Genomic DNA, 20086 nt, shown 5'->3' with positions numbered 1-20086 from the left:
TGGGATGCGTCGGCTACTCGCCGAGCACTTCGTTCAGATGATCGTCGAAGGTCTTCGCGGCCTCCTCGACGGAGGTGCCGGTGGCGACGGACTGGGTGAACTCGTTGATGGACTTGTCACCTTCGATGGTGGCCCAGTTCGGGGAGGCCGGGGTGGCCTTCGAATTCTTGGCCGCCTCGAAGAAGCCACGCTGCACTTCGGGGAAGTCGCTGGAGTTCATGGCCTCCTCCAGGCCCTCCACGGAGTTCGGCATCCATCCGTCATGGGCGAAGATCCACTCCTGCTGGATTTCGGCGCTGGCGGCGATCTTGACCCATTCGATGGCCAGTTCCTGGTTCTGGCTCTTCGCGGCGATGGCCCAGTCGGAGCCGGCGACCATGGACGGCTGGTTCTCGCCGCTCTGGCCCGGCATCGCGAAGGTGCCCAGATCGTCGTCGGTCATGTCGGCGTTGAGCTCCTTGATGCCGGAAATCGCGTTGCTGTTGCCCAGAATGGCGGCGGTGTTGCCGTCGGCGAGGAACTGGTTCTGGTTCGGGTTCGCCGTGTCGACGGTGCGGGAGGCCTCGCTGGAGTACTTGTTCTGGAAGTCCTTCCAGTTGTTCATGCCTTCGATGGCTTCGGCGCTGGAGGCGGTGCCCTTCCAGGTGCCGTCCTCGTCGGAGGCCACGTCGCCGCCGGCGTCCCAGATGAACTGCAGGGCGGAGTACCAGTTCTGGCCGGGCAGGTAGAACGGGATGAAGTCGGGATTGTCGGCGTTGGCGGCGGCGACCGTGTCCAGGTCGGCGATGAACTCGTCCCAGGTGGTCGGCGCTTCGGTGATGCCGGCCTCGGCCCACATCGTCTTGTTGTAGACGACGGCGCGGGCGGCGGCAAACGCCGGCACGGCGTACAGCTTGCCGTCGATGGTGGCGGGCTCCTCGAGGCCGCCGACCCATTCGTTGCCTTCGCTCAGCTCGTCCTTGTAGTCGGTCAGGTCCATCAGGGCGCCGCTGTCGGCGAAGCCCGACACCTGCGTGTTGCCCAGATCGACGATGTCGGGCGGAGTGGAGGTGGACAGCGCGGTGGTGAGCTTGGTGGTGATGCCGTCCCATTCCTGGATCTCGACGTTGGCCGTGGCGCCGGTCTTCTCCTCGAACGCCTTGTTGATGGCGTCGAGGGTCTCGTCGGTGAAGTCGTCCTTCATGGCCCAGACGGTGATCGTCTTGCCGGACGCGTCGTCCGACGACGAGTCCCCGCCGGACGAGGGGCTGCCCATCGAGCAGCCGCTCAGGGCCATCGCGGCTACCAACGCCATCGCCGTGGAGGCGACAATACGCTTCTTTTGCATGTCCATTTCTCCTTGTGACCGTTTCTTGATCGGCGGCGTCTTCCCGCCTTGCAGTGAGGGTTGGTGTCGGTGTCGCGTCACTGCAACCACGCCGACGTGTCAGGTGTCCACGACGTTCGCAGGCACCATATGCGTGAGGCCTCAAGCAAGTACGTGTTCTTTTGGAGTGGTTATTCCCCATCCCAATATTTTAGTTTAGTTTCCTTACTTACTTAGAGCATCAAAACATCTTTGTCGAAGTCAACAATAACCCCTCCTCAACGATGGCGCAAATCGCGACACGCCCCTTATCGCACGTATGGCGATAAGGGGCGTGTCGGGGGGAAGAACGTGGGTCTGTCCTACTTCAGTCGTCGTCCGGCGCACCAGACCTGTTCGACCGTCCAGGTGTCCGGATCGGTCAGCAGCAGATCGGCGGCGAATCCGGGCGCGACAAGGCCCAACGGCGCTCCGGTGACCGGATTCGGCTTGTCGTAGCCGAAGGCCTTGGCGCCGGTGAGCGTCGCCGCCTCGACGGCCTCGACCGGCGAGATGCCCAGCTCGTTCACCGCGCGCCGCACCGCCACCTCGAGCAGCAGCGTGGAGCCGGCGATCGCGCCGTTGGACACCAGACGCGCATGGCCGTCGACCACGTTCACATCCAAGGCGCCGAGTTTGTACGGCCCGTCGGGGCAGTCGGTGGCGGCCATCGCGTCGGTGACGAACGCGGTGCGGTGGGGCGCGAACCTGAAACTCAGCGACACCATCGGATCGTCCACATGGAATCCGTCGTTGATGAGCTCCACGGTGACGCGCGGATCCTCCACGGCGGCCGGAATGGGGCCGGGCTCGCGGTGGTGCAGGCCGTTCATCGCATTGAACATATGGGTCATGATGCCGGCGCCGGCGTCGAAGCCACGTCGGGCCATCTCGTAGTCGGCGTCGCAATGGCCCACCGCGGGCACGGTGCCGGCCGCGGCGAACTGGCGGATCGCCGAGATGCCATGCGGCAGTTCGGGCGCGATGGTGATCTGGCGGATGCATCCGTCGGCGGCCTGAAGCATCGTGTCGACGACCTGGGGCACCGGATCGATCAGGCATTGCGGATCATGCGCGCCCTTGCGGGCCATCGCCAGGAACGGGCCTTCGAGATGGCAGCCCAGGATATCGGGGCGCTCGTCCATTTTGGCACGCACGTTGCGGATGTTCTCGCAGATCACCTCCACCGGGTTGGTGATCAACGACAGCACCTGACGGGTGGTGCCGTGCACGGCGTGGCCGGCGCGGGCGATGTCGATGCCTTCGGGGCCGTCGTCGAAGCTGTGCTCCCACGAGCCGTGGGCGTGAATGTCCACATAGCCCGGGGTGAGCGCGCGGCCGGCCGCGTCGATGACGGCGCTCCCGTCGTCGGGGTCGATGCCGACGGACCGGCATGCCGACTCGAACTCCCCATCATCGGTGCCGACCGCTTCAATGACGCCGGAGGCGTTCGAAACGACCCAGAAATGGGACCGTTCGCCGCGAGCGTCCACCTTACGCGCGCCACGAATGGCGACCGGCGACGGATCGCCGGTGAGCGCGTCGGTGACACGGGCGACGATCTGTTCGCGTGATTGAGCCATGTCCTCTGCCCTCCTTATCCCGCGCGGCGAATCAGATGCCCTGCCAGGCGGGCTTGTGCGTGTAGGCGTACTGGTAGTACTCCTTGTGGCGCAGGCTCGAGGCGGCGGCCTCGTCCACGATGATCGTCGCGTGCGGATGCATCTGCAGGGCGGAGGCCGGACAGAAGGCGCTCACGCCGCCCTCGCAGGTCTGCGCGACGGCCTCGGCCTTGCCCGCGCCGAACGCGAGCAGCACCAGATGACGGGCGCGCATGATCGTGCCGATGCCCTGGGTGATGCAGTGCGTGGGCACCTGGTCGATATCGTCGTCGAAGAAGCGGGCGTTGTCGACGCGGGTCTGCTCGACCAGCGTTTTGATGCGCGTGCCGGAGGCCAGCGACGAGCCGGGCTCGTTGAATCCCACATGGCCGTCGGTGCCGATGCCCAGGATCTGCACGTCGATGCCGCCGGCGGCTTCGATCGCGGCGTCGTAGTCGGCACCGGCGTGGGCGAGCTTGTCGCCGTCCTCAAGCGGCGCGCCGTCCAGCACGTCGCCCGGCACATGCACCAGATCGGGGTTCATTCCCAGCGGCTCGACCACCGTGCGGTGGATGGTGCTGTGGTAGGACTCCGGATGGCTCAGCGGCAGGCCGATATACTCGTCGAGCGCGAAACCGCGCACGCGGCTCATATCGATGGCCTCGTCCTTCACCGTTTTGGCCAACGCCTGATAGGCGGCCAGGGGGCTCGATCCGGTGGCCAGGCCCAGCACGGCGTCCGGCTTGGATTTGATGAGGTCGGCCACCGCCCGGGCGTAGATCTCGCCGGCTTCGGCTTCGTTCTTGACAATAATGACTTCTGGCATGTTCTACCCTTTCAAGAGGTGCCCGAACAGGAGCCTCTTTTTTCGTTAACTTCCTTGTCATATTCGAGTATACGCCCACCATGGACCATCGCACGCCGCCCACGCGACGGCCCACGCGGCACCGCGTCGCTACGGCACGACGATGGCGCCGACGGCATTGCCCCCGGCCGCCTCGTTGCCGAGGAAATCCTTGTCCGGCGCGAAGCCGTTGTGGTCGACGATTCGCTTCGCCACACCCATGGCGGGCCCCTGCGCGACCGGTCGGTAGCCCTCGAACACGGTGCGGGTCTCGGGATCGCCGTGCGGGCGGACCAAGCCGCTCGGATCGGGGGACGTCGGCGCGCTGCCCGGGTCGCGCAGCACCGCCACGCCCTGCGGCACGGCGATGCCGTCCGGATCGTCCGGCATGTCGGCGAAATGGTAGTAGAGGTTGTTCGAGTAGGTCACCGGCGAACCGCCCTGCGTCCAATTGCCCTCGACGGCATGGTCCTGCGCGTTGTAGAAGATGTTGTTCTCCACGACGGCGTGCCCGCCGACGTGGTTGTCGCGGACAACCGTGCCGCCTTCGGGGATGACGAAGGTGTTCTGGTACACATGCGCGTCGGGATTGTCCGGGATGTCGATGGCGCCTTTGAGATCGCCCTGCGCGATGTTGTAGCGGAAGGTGTTGTTCACGGATTTGCCCATGCAGAACATCACCGTGCCGCCGGTGTTGCCGTGCGAATAGTTGTACTGGTACAGCGTGCCGTCGCCGTAGTCGGCGTCCCACGCCTGGCCGTCGTCGTTGCCGTGCGCGCCGTTGCGCATATGGAACACCTCATTGTATTGGAACAGGGCGTTCTTGCAGCGCCATGGCCAGATGCCGGCGGCCACCTTGCCGAAGTCGGTGGCGGTGTAGTCGGCGTCGTTCACCTGCCTCGCCGCCCCTTGGGCCACGTTGTATTGCACCAGCGGACGGTCGCAGTACATCACGGTGATGGCGTCGCCGCCGGCGTCCTTGACGTAGTTGTTCTCGACGAGCACATTGGTGTGGCCATACCGCGCGATCGCCGCGTCGTCGATGGTGCCGTCGCCGTAGTCGTCGGCGTCCAGCTCGTTGAGGTAGGCGGTGTATCCCACGGCGATGCCCCAGCGGCCCACGGTGTCCAGCCGGTTGCCGACGATGCGCACGTCGTCGAAGCGGGCGATGGACGTCTCCCTACGCGAGGGATCCTTGGGGTAGTGCGCGATGAAGTACACGCCGCCGTTGGCCAGATGCTTGTCGTAGACATTGCCGGTCACGTCGTGGATATTCAGTCCGGTGAGCACGATATGCCGCAGCGTTCCCGCGTTTTCGGCGATCACGGCCACGCCGGTGCGGTTCATGGCGTCGCGGTCGTTGTAGGCCAGTCCATCGGGATTGCCCAGCTCGCGGCTGTTGGTGATCTCCAGCCCTTCCACCTCGACGTAGCGCACGTCCTTGAGCAGCAGCGCCGTGGAGATGACGGCACGGTACCGATGCCCGCCGATTTCGGTGGTGTTGTAGTCCTCAAGCCACTGGCCGCGCCCATTGGCGTTGATGACGGGGGCGGCGCCCTCGCCGTAGGCGGCGATGCGGATCGGGGCGTCCTCGCTGCCCGAACTGCCCTCTTTGATGTGCAGCGCCTGGTCATTGAATATCGACCCACGCTTGAGCAACACCTGGTCTCCGGGACCGAGCTCGATGTCGCCGATGCGTTCAAGGCTGCCGAACGGGGCGTCTTCGCTCAGACCGTCGTTGGTCGCATCGGGGTCGACATCGGACGAGACGTAATACAACATGTGCTCTCCTACTTGGCTGGCTGGGATCGGCCTCCCTTCGTGGAGGCCATGGCGGTCCGCTCGACGAGCGCTTGCAGCGCACGCCACCGGACGCCTTCGACGACGATGGCGTCCGCACAATTGTTAACTATATTCACAAATTTCTGTTTTCTCAATTCCGCCACGACATGCGCGCGCACTTCGGCGAACCCCGCCCCACGCCCGTCGACCGTCCACGACCCGCTTCGGAAGAAACGCTCGGCCTCGTCGTCCCCGACCGCCATGCCCGACAGCGAGGGATCGGAGCAGTAGCGTTCCTCAAGAGCCGCCATCTCATGCGTCAGGTACGTGGCGAAATCATATCGGGACAGTCCATACACCGGCTCCCCCGCCCGCACGGCACGTTCCAGCCGCACGTTGCACGCCGCCCAGCGCCGCTTGGCGGACGCGAAATCGACCCCGTCCACCAAACGCGCGCCGGCGGCCACCTCATAGAACGCGTGCAGATGGCGCAACCGGTCCACGGCGCGACGGGCCGCATACTGCGCGACCGACTCCCCGCCAAAGGACGCCCGCCAGAATCCATACCCCAGATCGGCGTCATACCGGCGTCGGAAATAGGCCTGCGTCGCATGGCGTTCGCGCCCCAGAGCGAACAGGAACTCCTCCTCCCCCACCACACGCCCTCCCAGAGCGAACAGCGCCGCACGGCCGCCTTGCGAACCCGGCCATGCAGCCGATTCGGCCATCACACCCTCATCAGCCACCGCATCCTCCTTGACCTTCGCATATCCTCGCCTTCGACGGGCATCCCCATCCTAACCGGGCCGATATCCCGCGCGTCACGCCGCCATCGGTATGCCGCGACGGTTTTGCCAGTAGACTTGAGCCACCGTCACCGATACGAGGAACGCTCGGGACGCATCGCGGCGTCCAACACAGCGGAGGGAGCGACGATTCCATGCAGCGACCGACCACGGAGCTCAGCGGCTACGCTTTCGGCAAGCCGTCCAAAGCCGGGCCCGCCGACGCGCGGCGCAACAACCGCACGCTGATCTTCTCCCTGCTCTTCCCGGACGGCAGGCTCTCCCGCGCCGAAATCGGACGGCGTACCGGACTGAGCCGTGTGGCCGTCTCCGACGTGGTCAGCGAAATGCTCGACGAAGGATTGATCCGCGAAGTCGGCCAGGCGCCGAGCCATTCCAAAGGCAAACGCGGCACACTGCTCAGCATCGACGCCGACCGGCTGCGCGCGATCAGCGTCGACCTCTCCCAGGCGCATCTCATCCGCGCCGCCGTCACCGATCTGTTGGGCCGCCCCTTGGCCCACGCGGAGGCCGCCGTGCTGGACGGACAGCAGATCACCGTCGACACCATCTGCGAGGCCATCGAGGCGTTGCCGAAACCCGACGGCCGCATCATCGGCATCGGCATCGCCACCCCGGGCATCGTGGACGACGACGGCGTGGTGCATGCCTCGACCAATCTCGGCTGGCGCGATCTCGACCTGAAAACCCCGATAGAACGTCGTTTCGACCTGCCGGTGACGGTCGACAACGACGCCATCGCCGCCATGATGGCGGAGCGGTTCTTCGGACAGGGAGGACCCAACCTTCTGTTCGTGCGCGTGCGCAGAGGCATCGGATCCGCCATCCTGGTCGACGACACCGTCGTGATCGGCGAGAACCACGCGGCCGGAGAGATCGCCCACATCTCGCTCGAACCGCAGGGACCGCCCTGTCCGTGCGGCAAACGAGGCTGCCTGGAACGGCTCACCTCGGCGCCGGTCATCTACTCGCAGCTGCACGACAGCCCGCCGGACGCGCACGCCGACATCCTGGCGGAGGCGGCGCGCCGGCTAGGACAGGCGCTTGCGATGCCGATCGGCATGTTCGACCTGGGCGACGTATGCGTGTACGGCCCCGCCGACATCATCAACGACGGGTTCATCGACGCGCTCCAAAGCCACCTCGACCAAACCACCGATTCGACATGGCGGGAACGAACCCTGGTGCGTCGCGGACAGTGCGGCGACGACATCACCATACAAGGCGAGGCCGTCGCCGTGATCTACCGGCACATCAAGCGCCTATGACCCCAAACGACGCGAACCGCGGCCTTGGAGGTGCCACACATTCTCAACGAATCACCCGCACCCTCGACGTCGCATATCCTAGGCGACACGCCGATTTTGAATCTTAATTGCGTTTATTGATTAACTGCGTTAATATTCAAATCAAGTTCAGATTCAAAGATGAGCGGACAAGACACGAGCACACCCGCGACGGAGCAAGGAGGTTCATGGTGAACGCCACAACACCCGCCAACACCACGGCCTCACAGGCATCCATCTCCGAATCCAACCGTTCCCGCATCCTGCAGCACCTCTACCACCACGGCGTCAGCTCCCGGGCGCAAATCGCCAAAGCGCTGGAGCTCACCCCCGCGGCCATCACGAAAATCACCGCGCGCCTGATCGAAGCCGGTGTGATCAAAGAGACCGGCGATATCGAAGGCAGCAAAAACCGCCGTTCCATCGGACTCAAACTCGACACCTCGCACTTCCGCGTCATCGGCGTCAAATTCGCACGCAGCCTGGTGCAGATCGGCGTATTCGACCTCGCCGGCAACCGGCTCTCCCTGGACAACCTGCCCACCGTGTCCAACGACACCGTCTGGGACACCATCGCCACCATCCACACCAAAGTCAACGACCTGCTCGCCAACGACAAACGCATCATGGCCGTCGGCATGGCCGTGCCCGGCCCCTACCTGCGTGGAATCGGACGCATCGCCGTCGTCTCCTCCATGCAGGAATGGCGCAAAGTCAACTTCCTGCGCGAATTCGCCGACGCCTTCCGCGTCCCCGTGTTCCTCGAACAGGACGCCCGCGCCGGTGCGCTCGCCGAATACCTGTTCGACCCCGACATCGCCGCGAACAATCTCGCCTACTATCTCGTGGGCGAAGGCGTGGGGCTCGGCGCTATCGACAACGGCCACCTCATCAACGGCGCGCTCGGCGCCGCCACGGAGATCGGCCATGTCAGCATCGACGTCAACGGCAGGCCCTGCGACTGCGGCAACGTCGGATGCCTGGAACGCTACTGCTCGGCCAGCGCCATCCACGAACTCGTCAACGCCACGGACGGACTGATCCCCGGCTCGGCGGATATGTCGCACGCCGAGGCGTGCCGGGCGCTGTTCGCCCTCTGCGACGCCGGAGACGCGACGGCCAACCACCTGCTCAGGCAGGTCGCGCGCTTCGTCGGATACGGTTGCGTGACCATCTTCAACGCGTTCAACCCCAGCCACATCGTCCTCGGCGACATCGTATCCGAGGCGGGCGCGCCGCTGCTGAACGAGGTGCGCCGCGTGGTGGACGAACGCGTGATCTCCGAACTCAACGACTCCACCACCATCACCCTGTCCGGACTGTCCACCGACGCCGCCGTGGCGGGCGCCGCGGCGGTGGCCATCACCCAGTTTTTGGAACACCCCTCGGTGTTCTTCGACGTCACCTAATCCCGGGTGTCCGTCGGCAGCAACCTCACAACCCAACATCCTCCCCTCCACAGAAAGGAACCCACCATGTCCACCCCCATCGTCCTGAGCCTCGGCGAACTCCTGTGGGACATGCTCCCCACCGGCAAGCGCGCGGGCGGCGCGCCGGTCAACTTCGCCTACCATGCCATGAAGAACGGCGCGGACGGCTACTCCATCAGCGCGGTCGGCGAGGATGAGCTCGGCGACGAGCTGCTCGAGGAGGCCAAGAAGGCCGGCATCCACACCATCATCCAGCGCAACGCCTGGCCGACCTCCACCGTCGAGGTGTCGCTCAAGAACGGCATTCCGGAATACACCATCGTCAAGGGCGTCGCTTGGGACCACATCCTCTACACCCGCGAGCTCATCGACGTGGTCGCCAAGGCCGACGCCGTGTGCTTCGGCACCCTGGCCCTGCGCTCCCCCGAATCGCACGACACCATCACCGAGCTGCTCAAGCACACCAAGCCGGGCGCCATGAAGTTCTTCGACATCAACCTGCGCGGCGACCACTATTCCAAGGAGCTTATCGAGGAGCTGCTCAACGCCGCCACCGTGCTCAAGATCAACGACGAGGAACTGCTGCTGCTGCGCGACATGTTCGACATCCGCGGCACCTCCGGCGAGGACGCTGGGCGCTGGTTCATCGAGGAGTTCGACCTCGATTACGTGATCCTGACCGCGGGCAGCGCCTACAGCACCATCCTGTCCAAGAAGGGCGAGTCCTCCACCGTGGACACCCCGCATGTCACGGTCACCGACACGGTGGGCGCCGGCGATTCCTTCTCCGGAACCTTCACCGCGCACATCCTCGCGGGCGAACCCCTCACCGAGGCCCACCGCCGCGCGGTCAACACCGCCGCCTACGTGTGCACCCAGGCCGGCGCGTGGCCGGAGTACCCCGACACCATGCCCGACTATCTCGCCGAGATCGGCAAGTAAGCCGAGCCCGTCCCCTCGCTGTCCATCGTCAGGCGAATGCCGGCCGTGACCGCCGCCCATACGGCGGCTCGCGCGCCGGCATTCGCTTTGCCATAGGCGTGGGGCTTACGCCATCAGAGGAACACGCCCGCTTGGATTGGGGAGAAACCGACCATCGGTGTATATTAAAATGTCCGGCCATTCGCGCCGGAGGCTTGATAACTCAAGATTGGGGCTGATCGGTTTCGACGGTGACCTGTTCGTCGCAGGGAAGCGTGCCGAGAACGCAGGGTCCGCTCGTGGATGTCCCCTGCAAAAGAATAAGTGCTAAATCTAACCGCACTGAGTTCGCTCTCGCTGCCTGAGCTTCGCGCCAGGATTAACCAGTGAGCAGCCGCTCCGTTCACTCTCCTTCGTCTTCGGGGAGAAGCTGAGCGTCGTTAAGAAGACTTGCTTTGACGGCTGAGCTTCAGGGCCGCCAAGGGACTTTCACTGCAGATATGCCCGCCGTCCGTCGTCTGCGACATAGACGGGGGCAGAAAAACCGCCGCACGGCCAGCAGACTACGCACGTAGAAGACTGAGGGTACGGTCATCGGACCGGGGTTCAATTCCCCGCAGCTCCACGGATATGAGAACGCCACTGCCGCAAGGCAGTGGCGTTTTTGTTGTCTTCACACGCAGAGAGAACCCCGCCCGCGGTTCAGGACGCATTATTTGAGAAAGCGGTCGTAGTAACCGTTGGTTTCGAAATAGTATGAATCGACCTTGTTCTTGAACGCCTGCTCCGGAATGAAACAGAAGCAGACGATGGCCGCCAGAATCAACGCGCACAGCCCCCAATCCGACGCTCCGATCGACATGTCCCGCAGGCTGTAGAACATCAGGACGCCCAGCACGCCGAAGCCGAGATAGGCGGTGATGGATCCGGGCCCGTATATGGTCGTTTTTCCCTTGCTCCGGTACATGAGATACGCCCGCACACCGCAGTACGTGTGGAACACCACTTCGAGCGCTGAGAACGCCATCGCGCTCATCAGCACGCCGGCATGCACCGCTCCGCCGCCGACCGCATACGCGAAAGCCACAACCGCGTACATGATCGTGACGCCCAGCACCGTGATCATGTCGGACGCCCGGCACATCGGATATCGGTCCGGTCGCGCGGACCGATACAGGAAGGTGTTGTATTGGAAGTTGAACCCTCCAGGAAACACCCACTCCTCCGTGGCGTGGACGGGAATCAGCGCGGCGATCGCCGCGACGAGTTTCAGCTCGGCCGACCACGTCCTCCAATTCAGCAGAATCAGCACGGTGATGACGGCGGTGACGCACCAGCCGAACCACAACCACGCGCGGTCGCTCCACCAGCTCAATCCGGTTTTATTCATTGCCATACCTCCTTTTCTGAGACAAACGTATCAGAACTCAAAGTTGTGACACACTTGTCTCAGAGATGTTGTACAAAGCGAATAAGAATGTCTCAGAACAGGAGATGGCGGATATGCATCACGTGTCGAACGACAAACGGGCCAGACAATCCGCGGAACTGATATGCGACGGCCTCGAGCGATGTCTGCGGGAAAAGGAATATCGGAAAATCCACGTCAGGGACATCTGTGAACGATCCTATGTCAGCCGGGCCACCTTCTACCGCCTTTTCGACGCGATCGACGATGTGCTGTCCTACCGGTGCGATCGGATCTTCCAGGAACTGGCGGACGAGCTGTCCCAACGACGGTTCGCGACGAACCGCGACCTGCTCCTCGTCTTCATCGAACGATGGCTGGGCCATGGGACGCTGGTGAGCACGCTGGTCGAGAACAATCTGACGGGCATCATCTACGACACGCATATGAGGAACGGCGAGCTTATGAAGCGGATTTTCGCCGACGCGTCGACGATGACCGACGCCGAATCCGATTATCTGGTCTCCATCCTGACGAACATCCTCCCGGCCGTGATGAACACCTGGCATCTGCATGGGCAGACGGAAAGCCCCGAGGAGATATACGCGCACGCCGGCGCGAGCATCGCCGTCATCGCGGACGCGCTCAATCGATAGCTGGCGGCTCGCGCGTCCGCTGCCCGCCACGGCGGACGCGGGCCGTCTCCCGGCATCCGACATGCGTCTGATGGCGGGAGACGCTATTTGATGATGGGTTTGAGGGGCGCGGAGACGTCGACCTGCTTTTTGTCGCCGATCACGTTGGGGTCGTTGATGATTTTGTCGACCACCGCTTTTTTGAGCTCGAGATCCGAGGAATCGCCCCACACGATAACCCGTTCGCCATCGTTCAGCGTAGTGGTCACGGAGTCCCGCGTCTCGGCGGTCACCGAAGTGACCGACTGGCGCATCGATTCGGGCAAGGCGGCCAGAATCTTCAACGCCTCCTTGATCGCCTGCGTGTTCAGACTCGCCTCCACATCCTCCACCTCAATCACCGGAATGCCGTCGACGCTCACGTCCTCGACCGAATTGAGCACACGACCCTGACTATCCACCGCGGTCATCGACCCATCCGACGTCTTGAGCATGGCGACGGGTTTCTGCGCTTCGATCTCGACAAGCAGCCCATGGGGGAAGCGTTTCGTCGCCGTGGCGGATGTCACGCCGGGAATCTCCTTGATTTGGGACACGACCTCATCGGACGACACCAACAGCAGCGATTTATCCGCCTGTTCGCCGGCGATCTGCAGCACTTGGGATTCACTGACCCATTCATTGGCGCCTTCGACTGTGATATCGGAGGTCCGCAGCTGCAACAACGATGAGAAGAACAGCAGCCAGGTCAATCCGACCGCCGCGCAGACCACCGCCACCGCGATCAGCACCCGCAGTGCGATCACACGGCGGGACGCCTTGCGGCGCTCCTTGGAACGCTGGACGAAGTCCACGACCTTGGGGCGGGAAGATACGCCGAGTGGACCGGCGCTCTCCTCAAGCGTCGAGGCGACATAATCCTTGCTGGACAACGCGCGCGCGTCGACGAACGCTCCCGAAGCGCTGCGACTGGGCTTCTTTCCCTCCGAGGCGTCGCCTTTCCCAAAATCGGACGACGCGGAACGCGCCGAACGGGTACGGGACGACGCGGATCGTCTCCCCACGCCGTGCGATCGCGCGTCATCGGATTCGGACCGGGCGGAACGTGACGAACGCGGGCCACCGGAACCAGCGGAGACGCCGGTGCCGTTGGATCCTGCGGAACCGACCATACGCCGCGACACGCGTCCATCCTGCGCATCCTGCGGTGTGCCGTTGCGGGTTCGCGGCTCATCGCGTGAGGCTCCCGCCGCGTTCGGATCCGCCGAGCTGACCGTCCGTCCCGCCATCACACGCAGCTTTCGCGATGCGCCTCGAGCGCGTGCACCAGCACCGGCCCCATATCGGTGATATCGCCGGCGCCCACGGTGAAGATCACATCGCCGCGATGCGCGCGCATCACCATCATCGTCGCCGCGGTATGCATATCCTCAACCGCCTGGATCCAACGCTCCTGCGGCTTATGCGCAAGCCCCGCGGCCGCGTCGACGATGGTCCGGGCGCCCACGTCGGGAAAATCCTCCTGCCGCTCGCGGGCGGGGAACACTCCGGAGACGATCACATCGTCGGCTTTCGAGAGCGCCTCGGCGAACTGCGTGGCGAAGAATTTCGTGCGGGAGAACAGATGCGGCTGGAAGATCACGCGAATCGCGCGGTCCGGATAGCGCCGGCGCGCGGCGTCCAGCAACGCTTCGATTTCGGTGGGATGATGCGCGTAGTCGTCCACGACGGTGACCTGTTTGACGACGCCGCGGATCTGGAAACGACGTGCGGCGCCAAGGAACGAGCCGATGGCGTCGGCCGCGGAGCGTGGATCCATACCCAATAGCACCGCGGCGATGATGGCGGCGGCGGCGTTGCGCGCGTTGTGCACGCCCGGCACCCGCAGCGACACAGGCAGTTCGACGGGCCCCTCCCCCGCCATACCGGCCGGCAGGGTCATGACGAAACGTTCCATGCCGCTGCCGGAATCCTCACCCTCGGCCGTGATGCCCACATAGCGCGCGCCATGCAGATCGGGCAGGGATCCGGCCGCTCCGGTCGCATAGACCACGGATTTGGCGGCGGTCTGCGGGTCGAGGTCGGCGAGCAGGGACAACGCGTCCGCATCGTCGGCGCACAGCACCACATGGCCCGTCGCCGCAGAGGCATGGCGCGTGAAGGCGGCATGATAGCGTTCGGCGTCGCCGTAATGGTCGAGATGGTCCGGCTCGGCGTTGGTGATGACGGCGATATACGGGCGGTATTTGACGAAGCTGCCATCGGATTCGTCGGCTTCGGCCACCAAGACCTCTCCCGCCCCCGCATGGCCGCCGTCGAGAGGACGGGCGTCGGGGCTTTGGATGGAGCCGCCGATCGCGTAACTGGGATCGGCCAGCGCGCCGGTGCCCGCATGCAGCAGGATATGGGCGAGCATCGAACTGGTGGTGGTTTTGCCGTGCGCGCCTGCGACGGTCACCGCCTTGCGGCCGTTCATCAGCAGCGCGAGGATGTCGCTGCGATGCACCACGTGGGCGCCGGCTTCGACGGCGGCGACGATCTCCGGATTGTCGGGTTTGATCGCGCTGGAGTACACCACCGTGTTCGCTCCCTCGACGTTCTCGGCGCGCTGTCCGATATGCACGGTGATGCCCAACGCCTGCAGACGTTCGGTTTTGGCGTTGGCCTCACGATCGGAGCCGGACACCGCGACACCCCGCTCATGCAGCATTTCGGCGAGCACGCTCATGCCCGCGCCGCCGATGCCGATGAAATGGGTCCGTCCCAGGTCGTCCACGCTTTGGTTTGCGGTGAATGCGGCGTGTGTGGGGTCGAGGATGATGGGTTGCGTCTGCGACACGAATGGCTCCTTCGGATGTCTGGGCATTGTTCATTATGACCGATGCCGCCCCCAAACCGCGCGGCATCGGCACAGGTGTCACCGATTGGCTATTCGACGATTTCAAGCACACGCCGCGCCATGGTGGAGGCGGCGTCGCGGATGCCGTACTCCCACGCCTTGCGTCCGAGTTCGTGCAGGCGCTCCGGCTGCGCAAGCAGACCGGGCACCGTGCCCCGCACCCATTCCTCGGTGAAGTCACGGTCGGCCACCATCAGCCCGCCGCCCGCCCGCACGACGGGTTCGGCGTTGAAGCGCTGTTCGCCGTTGCCGATCGGCAACGGCACGTATACGGCAGGCAATCCCAATGCGGCCAATTCCGACACCGATCCCGCGCCGGATCGGCAGATCACCAGATCGGCGCAGGCGAAGGCCAGATCGATGCGTTCCAGATATTCCGCCACATGGTAGTCCACGCCGGATGGGCGATGGAGCGACAGATCGTCGACGCGCAGCTCGTCGATCGACGGGCTGCCCGCGGATCGTTCGACCAGCATACGCACCTCGTCGATTTTGCCGCGGCCGGTCAGGTGGATGATCTGGGCATGGCGCAGCAGGTCGCCGGCGCAGGCGGCCACGGATCGATTGAGACTGACGGCGCCCAGGGAGCCTCCCGTCACCAGAACCACAGGACGATCGGGGTCCACGCCCAAACGTTCGGCTGCGGCGACGCGCGCCGCGCGCGGGTCGGATTCCAGCCGCGCGGCGAGATCGGCGATGGCGGGCCGCAAGGGCAGACCCACACGTTCCATACGCGCGCCTTTCCGGGGTTTCAGACCGGTGTCGTCGTATACGGTGCCGATGAAATCGGCCCAGCGCGCGCCCAGCTTGTTGGCCATGCCGGCCCGGGCGTTCTGTTCGTGCACGACGATCGGAACGCCCATGCGATGCGCCGCGGAGTAGACGGGCGCCGACGCGTAGCCGCCGAATCCGACGACGACCTGCGCTTCACGCCTCTCGAGGATCGCACGCACCTTGGCGTTCTCTCTGCGCCATGCGGCGGGGAACCGCAGAGCCGCCATATCGGGGCGTCTGGGGAACGGCACTTTGGCGATGGCGTCCAGCTCATAGCCGGCCTGCGGCACCAGATCATGTTCCAAACCGACCGATGTGCCGATCACGCTCACTTCGGCTTCCGGGCGAATCTCGCGGATGGCGTCGGCCACGGCGAGCAACGGGTTGACGTGGCCGGCTGTACCGCCGCCGGCGAGCACGATATGGGGTTTGCCTTGCGTCATGCTTATCGAGTGTAGTTCAGCGCCGCGCCGACATCGGAAGCGACGCGATATCCGCAAAGCAACTTCACGCGCGCTGGGACGCGCTTCTGATCTGCGGCTGCGATCGCATCAGTCCGCATACCAAACCGGCGGCGCCCAAACACATCACCATGGACGAGCCTCCCGACGAGATGAACGGCATGGGCACGCCCAGCACGGGGAACACGCCGACGACGACGCCGATATTCACCAACGCCTGGCCGACCAGCCACATGGTCACGCACATCAGCACAATCGACACGTACCGGTTGCGAACCTGCAACGCCACCACGATCATGCACCAGCCGAGGATCACGAAGAACAGGATGACGATCGTGCATCCCACGAAGCCGGTCTCCTCGCCGATGATGGCGAAGATGAAATCGTTGTGCGCGGCGGGCAGATAGTTCCATTTCTCGCGCGAATTGCCGATGCCCACGCCCAGCAGTCCGCCCGAGGCAATGGCGTACCGCGCGTGCGTGGACTGGTAGCAGACGGTTTGCGCGTCCGCGGCGCTGCAGTCGCCGTACGCGGCGAAGATGCGGCGCATGCGATTGGGGCTGGAGATGACCAGCGCCAACACCAGCGCCGCCATCGCGCCGCCGAAGATGGCCATCCATTTGAGAGGAAAGCCGGACACCAGAAACGCCGCCACACCGATGAACACGATGATCATGGCGGTGCCGAGGTCCTTGCCGCCCAGCACCAGCGCCAATCCCAGACCGTAGAGACCGATCGGCATCGCGTAGGCTTTCAGCCCCTCCTTCGCATACCGTTTGCCGCAGGCCAGCAACGCCGAGGGCAGCCAGACGCAGATCGCGAATTTCATGAACTCGGCGGGCTGCATATTCACCGGTCCCAGTTTGATCCAACCGACGTTGCCGTACGCGTCGACGCCCAACGGGGTGAAGGTGAGGGCCTGCAGCACCAGCGCCACCAGCATCACCAACACATTGAAACGTCGCCATAGCCTCAGCGGAATCATCATCGTCACGAAGCCGAATATCAGTCCGATGGCGCAGTACAGTCCCTGGCTGATCAGTTCGGAGAACGGGGATTCGCCGGCCGAGGTCGAGGTGACCGTCGAGCTGGAGAACACCATGATCAATCCGAAGCAGGTCAACGCCGCCACGGCGACGCGGAATCCGTTATAGCACCACAGCGGGTTGAGCAGAGCGCGCCAACCCGTATAGATCGCATTGACGGAAGAATCGTGTTTCGAGGGTTTGGACGGCTTACCGACACCGGATGCGCGGCGCGGCGCCGATGTCTTACCCGACGCCATTGGCCCGAACCCACTGCCGCGCCGCCTCGGCGAAACGATCGCCGCGGTCCGCATAGGAGACGAACTGGTCCATGGAGGCGCAGGCCGGTGCCATCAGCACCACATCCCCCGCCTGGATGTAGGCGCCGCAGGCTTCGAGGGCGCGGTCCATCACCGTGTCGTTGTCGGCCGGATCGATCACCGTCAGGGGAATATCCGGAGCCTGGGTGCGGAAGGCCTCCAGCATCGTCTGCTGGTCCACGCCGATGATCACGGCGGCTTTGATGGTATGGGCCTGGTCCCGCACCAGATCCTCGAACCGGCCGCCTTTGGCCAATCCTCCGGCGATCCATACCACCGACTTGTCCGCGAAACTCGACAACGAGGCTTTGGCCGCGTGGGCGTTGGTGGCTTTGGAATCGTCGACGAAACGAATGTCGCCGCCCTCCATATGCGCGGTGGCGACCGTGGCGATGCGATGGCCGCCGGGAGCGAAGGACTCCAGCGCCTCCAGACAGCGTTCCGCATCGGCGCCCAGTCCCAAGGCCAGCGCCAGGGCGGCCAGAGCGTCCGCCAGCAGATGAGGGTAGATGGTGCCGTCGGGCTCGCACAGATGGGTGAACCGACTCACCGGTGCCAGACGAACCGGCTCGCCGTTCCCCGATACCAGACCGCTGCGGTCCTCGATCCAACCGTCGCGCACGCCCAGTTCCCCCTCGCGCGGCGTCTCCAACGTGAAGCCGACCTTGCGGCATCCCTCGGCCACGGGGGCCTGCGCGGCCAGCGCGCTCACCACGACGTCCTGCGCGTTGTAGACGATCGCGCGGCGCGCTCCTCGGAACACTTTGGCTTTGTCGGCGGCGTACCGTTCGCGTCCGCCATGCCAGTCGAGGTGGTCGTCGGCGATGTTGGTGATGGCCGCGCATTCCAGCGCGACATCGTCGGTGAAATGCATCTGGAATGAGCTGAGCTCCACGCACAGCACGTCGTTATCGGGGTTGAGCGCCGCATGCGACAGCGTGCGCGAGATGTCGCCCGCCGCGATATTGCCCGCCACGGGAGCGTTCATCCCACAAGCGGTCAGCATGGCGGAAACCATTTCGGTGGTGGAGGTTTTGCCGTTGGTGCCGGTGATGCCGATCCACGGCGCCGGCTCGCCGGTGCGCGCGTTGTCGACGCGCAGCATCCAGGCGAATTCCACCTCGCTGTAGACGGGAATACCGCGCCGTTCGGCCTCGCGCACGAACGGCGCGCTCGGACTGAACGCCGGCGAGCTCATCACCATGTCGATGCGGTCCCAATCCACCTCGTCGAAGGAGCGCAGATCGGCGTCCTCACGATGCTCGTCGACGGTGATGACGCCACCGGCGCGGGTGGCCAGCACGGAGGCGAGATTGCGCCCCGAAACACCCAGACCTGCGATCAATACGGTCGCATTCGCCAATTCCATACGTTTCTCCTTATGTTCCGCGCGGGGCGGCCGTTCCCGACGATCGACTTTCCTTGGCATCAGCCAAGCAGATTGGAACGGGCCACCCAATCGCCGTAGAAGACCACCACGCCGACGAGCACGAACATCAGCTCGATCATCCAGAAACGGACCACGACCTTGGTCTCGGTCCATCCTTTCAGCTCGAAATGATGGTGTATCGGCGCCATCTTGAACACACGGCGATGCGTCATCTTGAAATACCCCACCTGGATGACGTCGCTCATCGCCTCGATCACATACAGGCCGCCCACGATCACGGCCAGGAATTCGGTATGCGTGGCGATGGAAAGCGCCGCGAACAGACCGCCCAACGCCAACGAGCCGGTATCGCCCATGAAGATGGATGCGGGATTGGAGTTGTACCACAGGAAACCGAAGCAGGCCACGGCCGCGCATACCGCGATGATGGTCAGATCGAGCGGATCGGAGACGGCATAGGTGTATCCCTCATGGCCGCTGCCCTTGAGATGGTAGCTTTCCCAGAACGCGATCATCGCGTACCCGGCGAAGGCGATCATCGAGGATCCCGCCGCCAGTCCGTCAAGGCCGTCGGTGAGGTTCACCGCGTTCGTCCACGCGGTCATCAGGAAGTTCACCCAGATGACGAACAGGACGGTGGCCACCAGATCCCCGGCGAATTCGAAACTGAAGAACGGCTGCTCGATGAAGCTCATACCGGCCTGTGCGCTGGGCAGCCCCGACTTGGTGGGGACGACCAGCGCCAGCACCGCGTAGATGGTGCCGAGGATGAACTGGCCCGCGAACTTGCCGGCCACGGACAGCCCCTCGTTCTGCTTCTTGCGCACCTTGGCGAAGTCGTCGATGAAGCCGAGCGCGCCCATCGACAGCATGGCGAACAGCACCAGCACGGCGGACCATGAGATCTGTTCGCCACGTGCCAGGCACCGGTACAGCGCCGAAGCGCCCCACCCGGCGACGATGGCGATGTTGATGACCACGCCGCCCAGCGTCGGCGTGCCGCGCTTGACCTGATGGGATTGCGGCCCGTCCTGACGAATGTACTGGCCGTAATGCAGACGGTTCACCAAGCGAATCAGCAACGGCGTGCCGACGATGGTGACGACCAGCGACACCAGCATTCCAATGATCAGCGCAATCACGTGAGGCTCTCCATCTC

General features: G+C 64.4%; 16 protein-coding genes and 1 other RNA gene. 5 read left to right on the top strand and 12 right to left on the bottom strand.

Annotated elements, in window-relative coordinates:
• Window positions 1–13: 13 nt before the first annotated feature.
• From BE0216_RS11365 to BE0216_RS11345, 5 genes are all read right to left on the bottom strand, one after another.
• The gene (locus BE0216_RS11365; protein ID WP_094637187.1) at window positions 14–1327 is read right to left on the bottom strand and encodes an extracellular solute-binding protein; all 1314 of its coding nucleotides are present in this window, start codon (window positions 1325–1327) and stop codon (window positions 14–16) included.
• Between the two features lie 341 nt (window positions 1328–1668).
• Window positions 1669–2928, bottom strand: a complete 1260-nt coding sequence (locus BE0216_RS11360; RefSeq protein WP_094637050.1) for an N-acetylglucosamine-6-phosphate deacetylase — start codon at window positions 2926–2928, stop codon at window positions 1669–1671.
• A gap of 31 nt (window positions 2929–2959) precedes the next feature.
• Window positions 2960–3772, bottom strand: coding sequence for a glucosamine-6-phosphate deaminase (gene nagB, locus BE0216_RS11355; RefSeq protein ID WP_094637049.1), 813 nt, complete (start codon window positions 3770–3772; stop codon window positions 2960–2962).
• A gap of 129 nt (window positions 3773–3901) precedes the next feature.
• Window positions 3902–5572, bottom strand: a complete 1671-nt coding sequence (locus tag BE0216_RS11350) for a right-handed parallel beta-helix repeat-containing protein (RefSeq protein WP_094637048.1) — start codon at window positions 5570–5572, stop codon at window positions 3902–3904.
• Window positions 5573–5580: 8 nt separating this feature from the next.
• Entirely contained in the window at window positions 5581–6318 is a 738-nt protein-coding gene (locus BE0216_RS11345) for a hypothetical protein (protein WP_143249311.1), read from the bottom strand.
• A 194-nt stretch (window positions 6319–6512) separates the two neighbouring features.
• On the opposite strand from BE0216_RS11345, the gene BE0216_RS11340 reads away from it, so the two are divergent.
• From BE0216_RS11340 to ssrA, 4 genes are all read left to right on the top strand, one after another.
• Window positions 6513–7646, top strand: a complete 1134-nt coding sequence (locus BE0216_RS11340) for an ROK family transcriptional regulator (RefSeq protein WP_094637046.1) — start codon at window positions 6513–6515, stop codon at window positions 7644–7646.
• Between the two features lie 206 nt (window positions 7647–7852).
• Window positions 7853–9073, top strand: a complete 1221-nt coding sequence (locus BE0216_RS11335) for an ROK family transcriptional regulator (protein ID WP_094637045.1) — start codon at window positions 7853–7855, stop codon at window positions 9071–9073.
• Window positions 9074–9139: 66 nt separating this feature from the next.
• Window positions 9140–10036, top strand: coding sequence for a carbohydrate kinase family protein (locus BE0216_RS11330; protein WP_094637044.1), 897 nt, complete (start codon window positions 9140–9142; stop codon window positions 10034–10036).
• Between the two features lie 210 nt (window positions 10037–10246).
• Window positions 10247–10643: a transfer-messenger RNA gene (ssrA, locus tag BE0216_RS11325) on the top strand.
• A gap of 84 nt (window positions 10644–10727) precedes the next feature.
• On the opposite strand, the gene BE0216_RS11320 is transcribed toward ssrA, so the two are convergent.
• Window positions 10728–11411: an HXXEE domain-containing protein gene (locus tag BE0216_RS11320; protein WP_143249310.1), complete on the bottom strand. Its 684-nt coding sequence runs from the start codon at window positions 11409–11411 to the stop codon at window positions 10728–10730.
• Between the two features lie 107 nt (window positions 11412–11518).
• Between BE0216_RS11320 and BE0216_RS11315 the strand changes: the two genes are divergently transcribed.
• Window positions 11519–12079, top strand: coding sequence for a TetR/AcrR family transcriptional regulator (locus BE0216_RS11315; protein WP_094637042.1), 561 nt, complete (start codon window positions 11519–11521; stop codon window positions 12077–12079).
• An 83-nt stretch (window positions 12080–12162) separates the two neighbouring features.
• Here the strand turns inward: BE0216_RS11315 and BE0216_RS11310 are convergent, their stop codons facing one another.
• From BE0216_RS11310 to mraY, 6 genes are all read right to left on the bottom strand, one after another.
• Window positions 12163–13230, bottom strand: coding sequence for a cell division protein FtsQ/DivIB (locus BE0216_RS11310; protein ID WP_094637186.1), 1068 nt, complete (start codon window positions 13228–13230; stop codon window positions 12163–12165).
• 116 nt (window positions 13231–13346) lie between these two features.
• Window positions 13347–14897 (bottom strand): UDP-N-acetylmuramate--L-alanine ligase, encoded by a 1551-nt coding sequence (gene murC, locus BE0216_RS11305; protein ID WP_193042865.1) that lies wholly within the window; start codon window positions 14895–14897, stop codon window positions 13347–13349.
• An 89-nt stretch (window positions 14898–14986) separates the two neighbouring features.
• Complete coding sequence (locus tag BE0216_RS11300; RefSeq protein WP_094637040.1) at window positions 14987–16174, bottom strand: UDP-N-acetylglucosamine--N-acetylmuramyl-(pentapeptide) pyrophosphoryl-undecaprenol N-acetylglucosamine transferase; 1188 nt, start codon at window positions 16172–16174, stop codon at window positions 14987–14989.
• Window positions 16175–16238: 64 nt separating this feature from the next.
• Window positions 16239–17477, bottom strand: coding sequence for a putative lipid II flippase FtsW (ftsW, locus tag BE0216_RS11295; RefSeq protein ID WP_094637039.1), 1239 nt, complete (start codon window positions 17475–17477; stop codon window positions 16239–16241).
• On the bottom strand, window positions 17464–18906 hold the full coding sequence (gene murD, locus BE0216_RS11290; RefSeq protein ID WP_094637038.1) for a UDP-N-acetylmuramoyl-L-alanine--D-glutamate ligase: 1443 nt from the start codon (window positions 18904–18906) through the stop codon (window positions 17464–17466). The genes ftsW and murD overlap by 14 nt, the downstream gene beginning before the upstream one ends.
• Window positions 18907–18965: 59 nt before the next feature.
• Complete coding sequence (gene mraY / locus BE0216_RS11285) at window positions 18966–20069, bottom strand: phospho-N-acetylmuramoyl-pentapeptide-transferase (RefSeq protein WP_094637037.1); 1104 nt, start codon at window positions 20067–20069, stop codon at window positions 18966–18968.
• Between the last annotated feature and the right edge of the window lie 17 nt (window positions 20070–20086).

Origin of the sequence: Bifidobacterium eulemuris (assembly GCF_014898155.1) — a bacterium.
GTDB classification, from domain to species: domain Bacteria; phylum Actinomycetota; class Actinomycetes; order Actinomycetales; family Bifidobacteriaceae; genus Bifidobacterium; species Bifidobacterium eulemuris.
This window is presented reverse-complemented; position numbering and strand designations above follow the sequence as displayed.

Excerpts from the sequence above, each read along its gene's own strand:
- BE0216_RS11365 (WP_094637187.1), bottom strand. The coding sequence starts at position 1,327 with ATGCAAAAGAAGCGTATTGTCGCCTCCACGGCGATGGCGTTGGTAGCC.
- BE0216_RS11360 (WP_094637050.1), bottom strand. The coding sequence starts at position 2,928 with ATGGCTCAATCACGCGAACAGATCGTCGCCCGTGTCACCGACGCGCTC.
- nagB (WP_094637049.1), bottom strand. The coding sequence starts at position 3,772 with ATGCCAGAAGTCATTATTGTCAAGAACGAAGCCGAAGCCGGCGAGATC.
- BE0216_RS11350 (WP_094637048.1), bottom strand. The coding sequence starts at position 5,572 with ATGTTGTATTACGTCTCGTCCGATGTCGACCCCGATGCGACCAACGAC.
- BE0216_RS11340 (WP_094637046.1), top strand. The coding sequence starts at position 6,513 with ATGCAGCGACCGACCACGGAGCTCAGCGGCTACGCTTTCGGCAAGCCG.
- BE0216_RS11335 (WP_094637045.1), top strand. The coding sequence starts at position 7,853 with ATGGTGAACGCCACAACACCCGCCAACACCACGGCCTCACAGGCATCC.
- BE0216_RS11330 (WP_094637044.1), top strand. The coding sequence starts at position 9,140 with ATGTCCACCCCCATCGTCCTGAGCCTCGGCGAACTCCTGTGGGACATG.
- BE0216_RS11320 (WP_143249310.1), bottom strand. The coding sequence starts at position 11,411 with ATGGCAATGAATAAAACCGGATTGAGCTGGTGGAGCGACCGCGCGTGG.
- BE0216_RS11315 (WP_094637042.1), top strand. The coding sequence starts at position 11,519 with ATGCATCACGTGTCGAACGACAAACGGGCCAGACAATCCGCGGAACTG.
- BE0216_RS11310 (WP_094637186.1), bottom strand. The coding sequence starts at position 13,230 with ATGGTCGGTTCCGCAGGATCCAACGGCACCGGCGTCTCCGCTGGTTCC.
- BE0216_RS11300 (WP_094637040.1), bottom strand. The coding sequence starts at position 16,174 with ATGACGCAAGGCAAACCCCATATCGTGCTCGCCGGCGGCGGTACAGCC.
- ftsW (WP_094637039.1), bottom strand. The coding sequence starts at position 17,477 with ATGGCGTCGGGTAAGACATCGGCGCCGCGCCGCGCATCCGGTGTCGGT.
- murD (WP_094637038.1), bottom strand. The coding sequence starts at position 18,906 with ATGGAATTGGCGAATGCGACCGTATTGATCGCAGGTCTGGGTGTTTCG.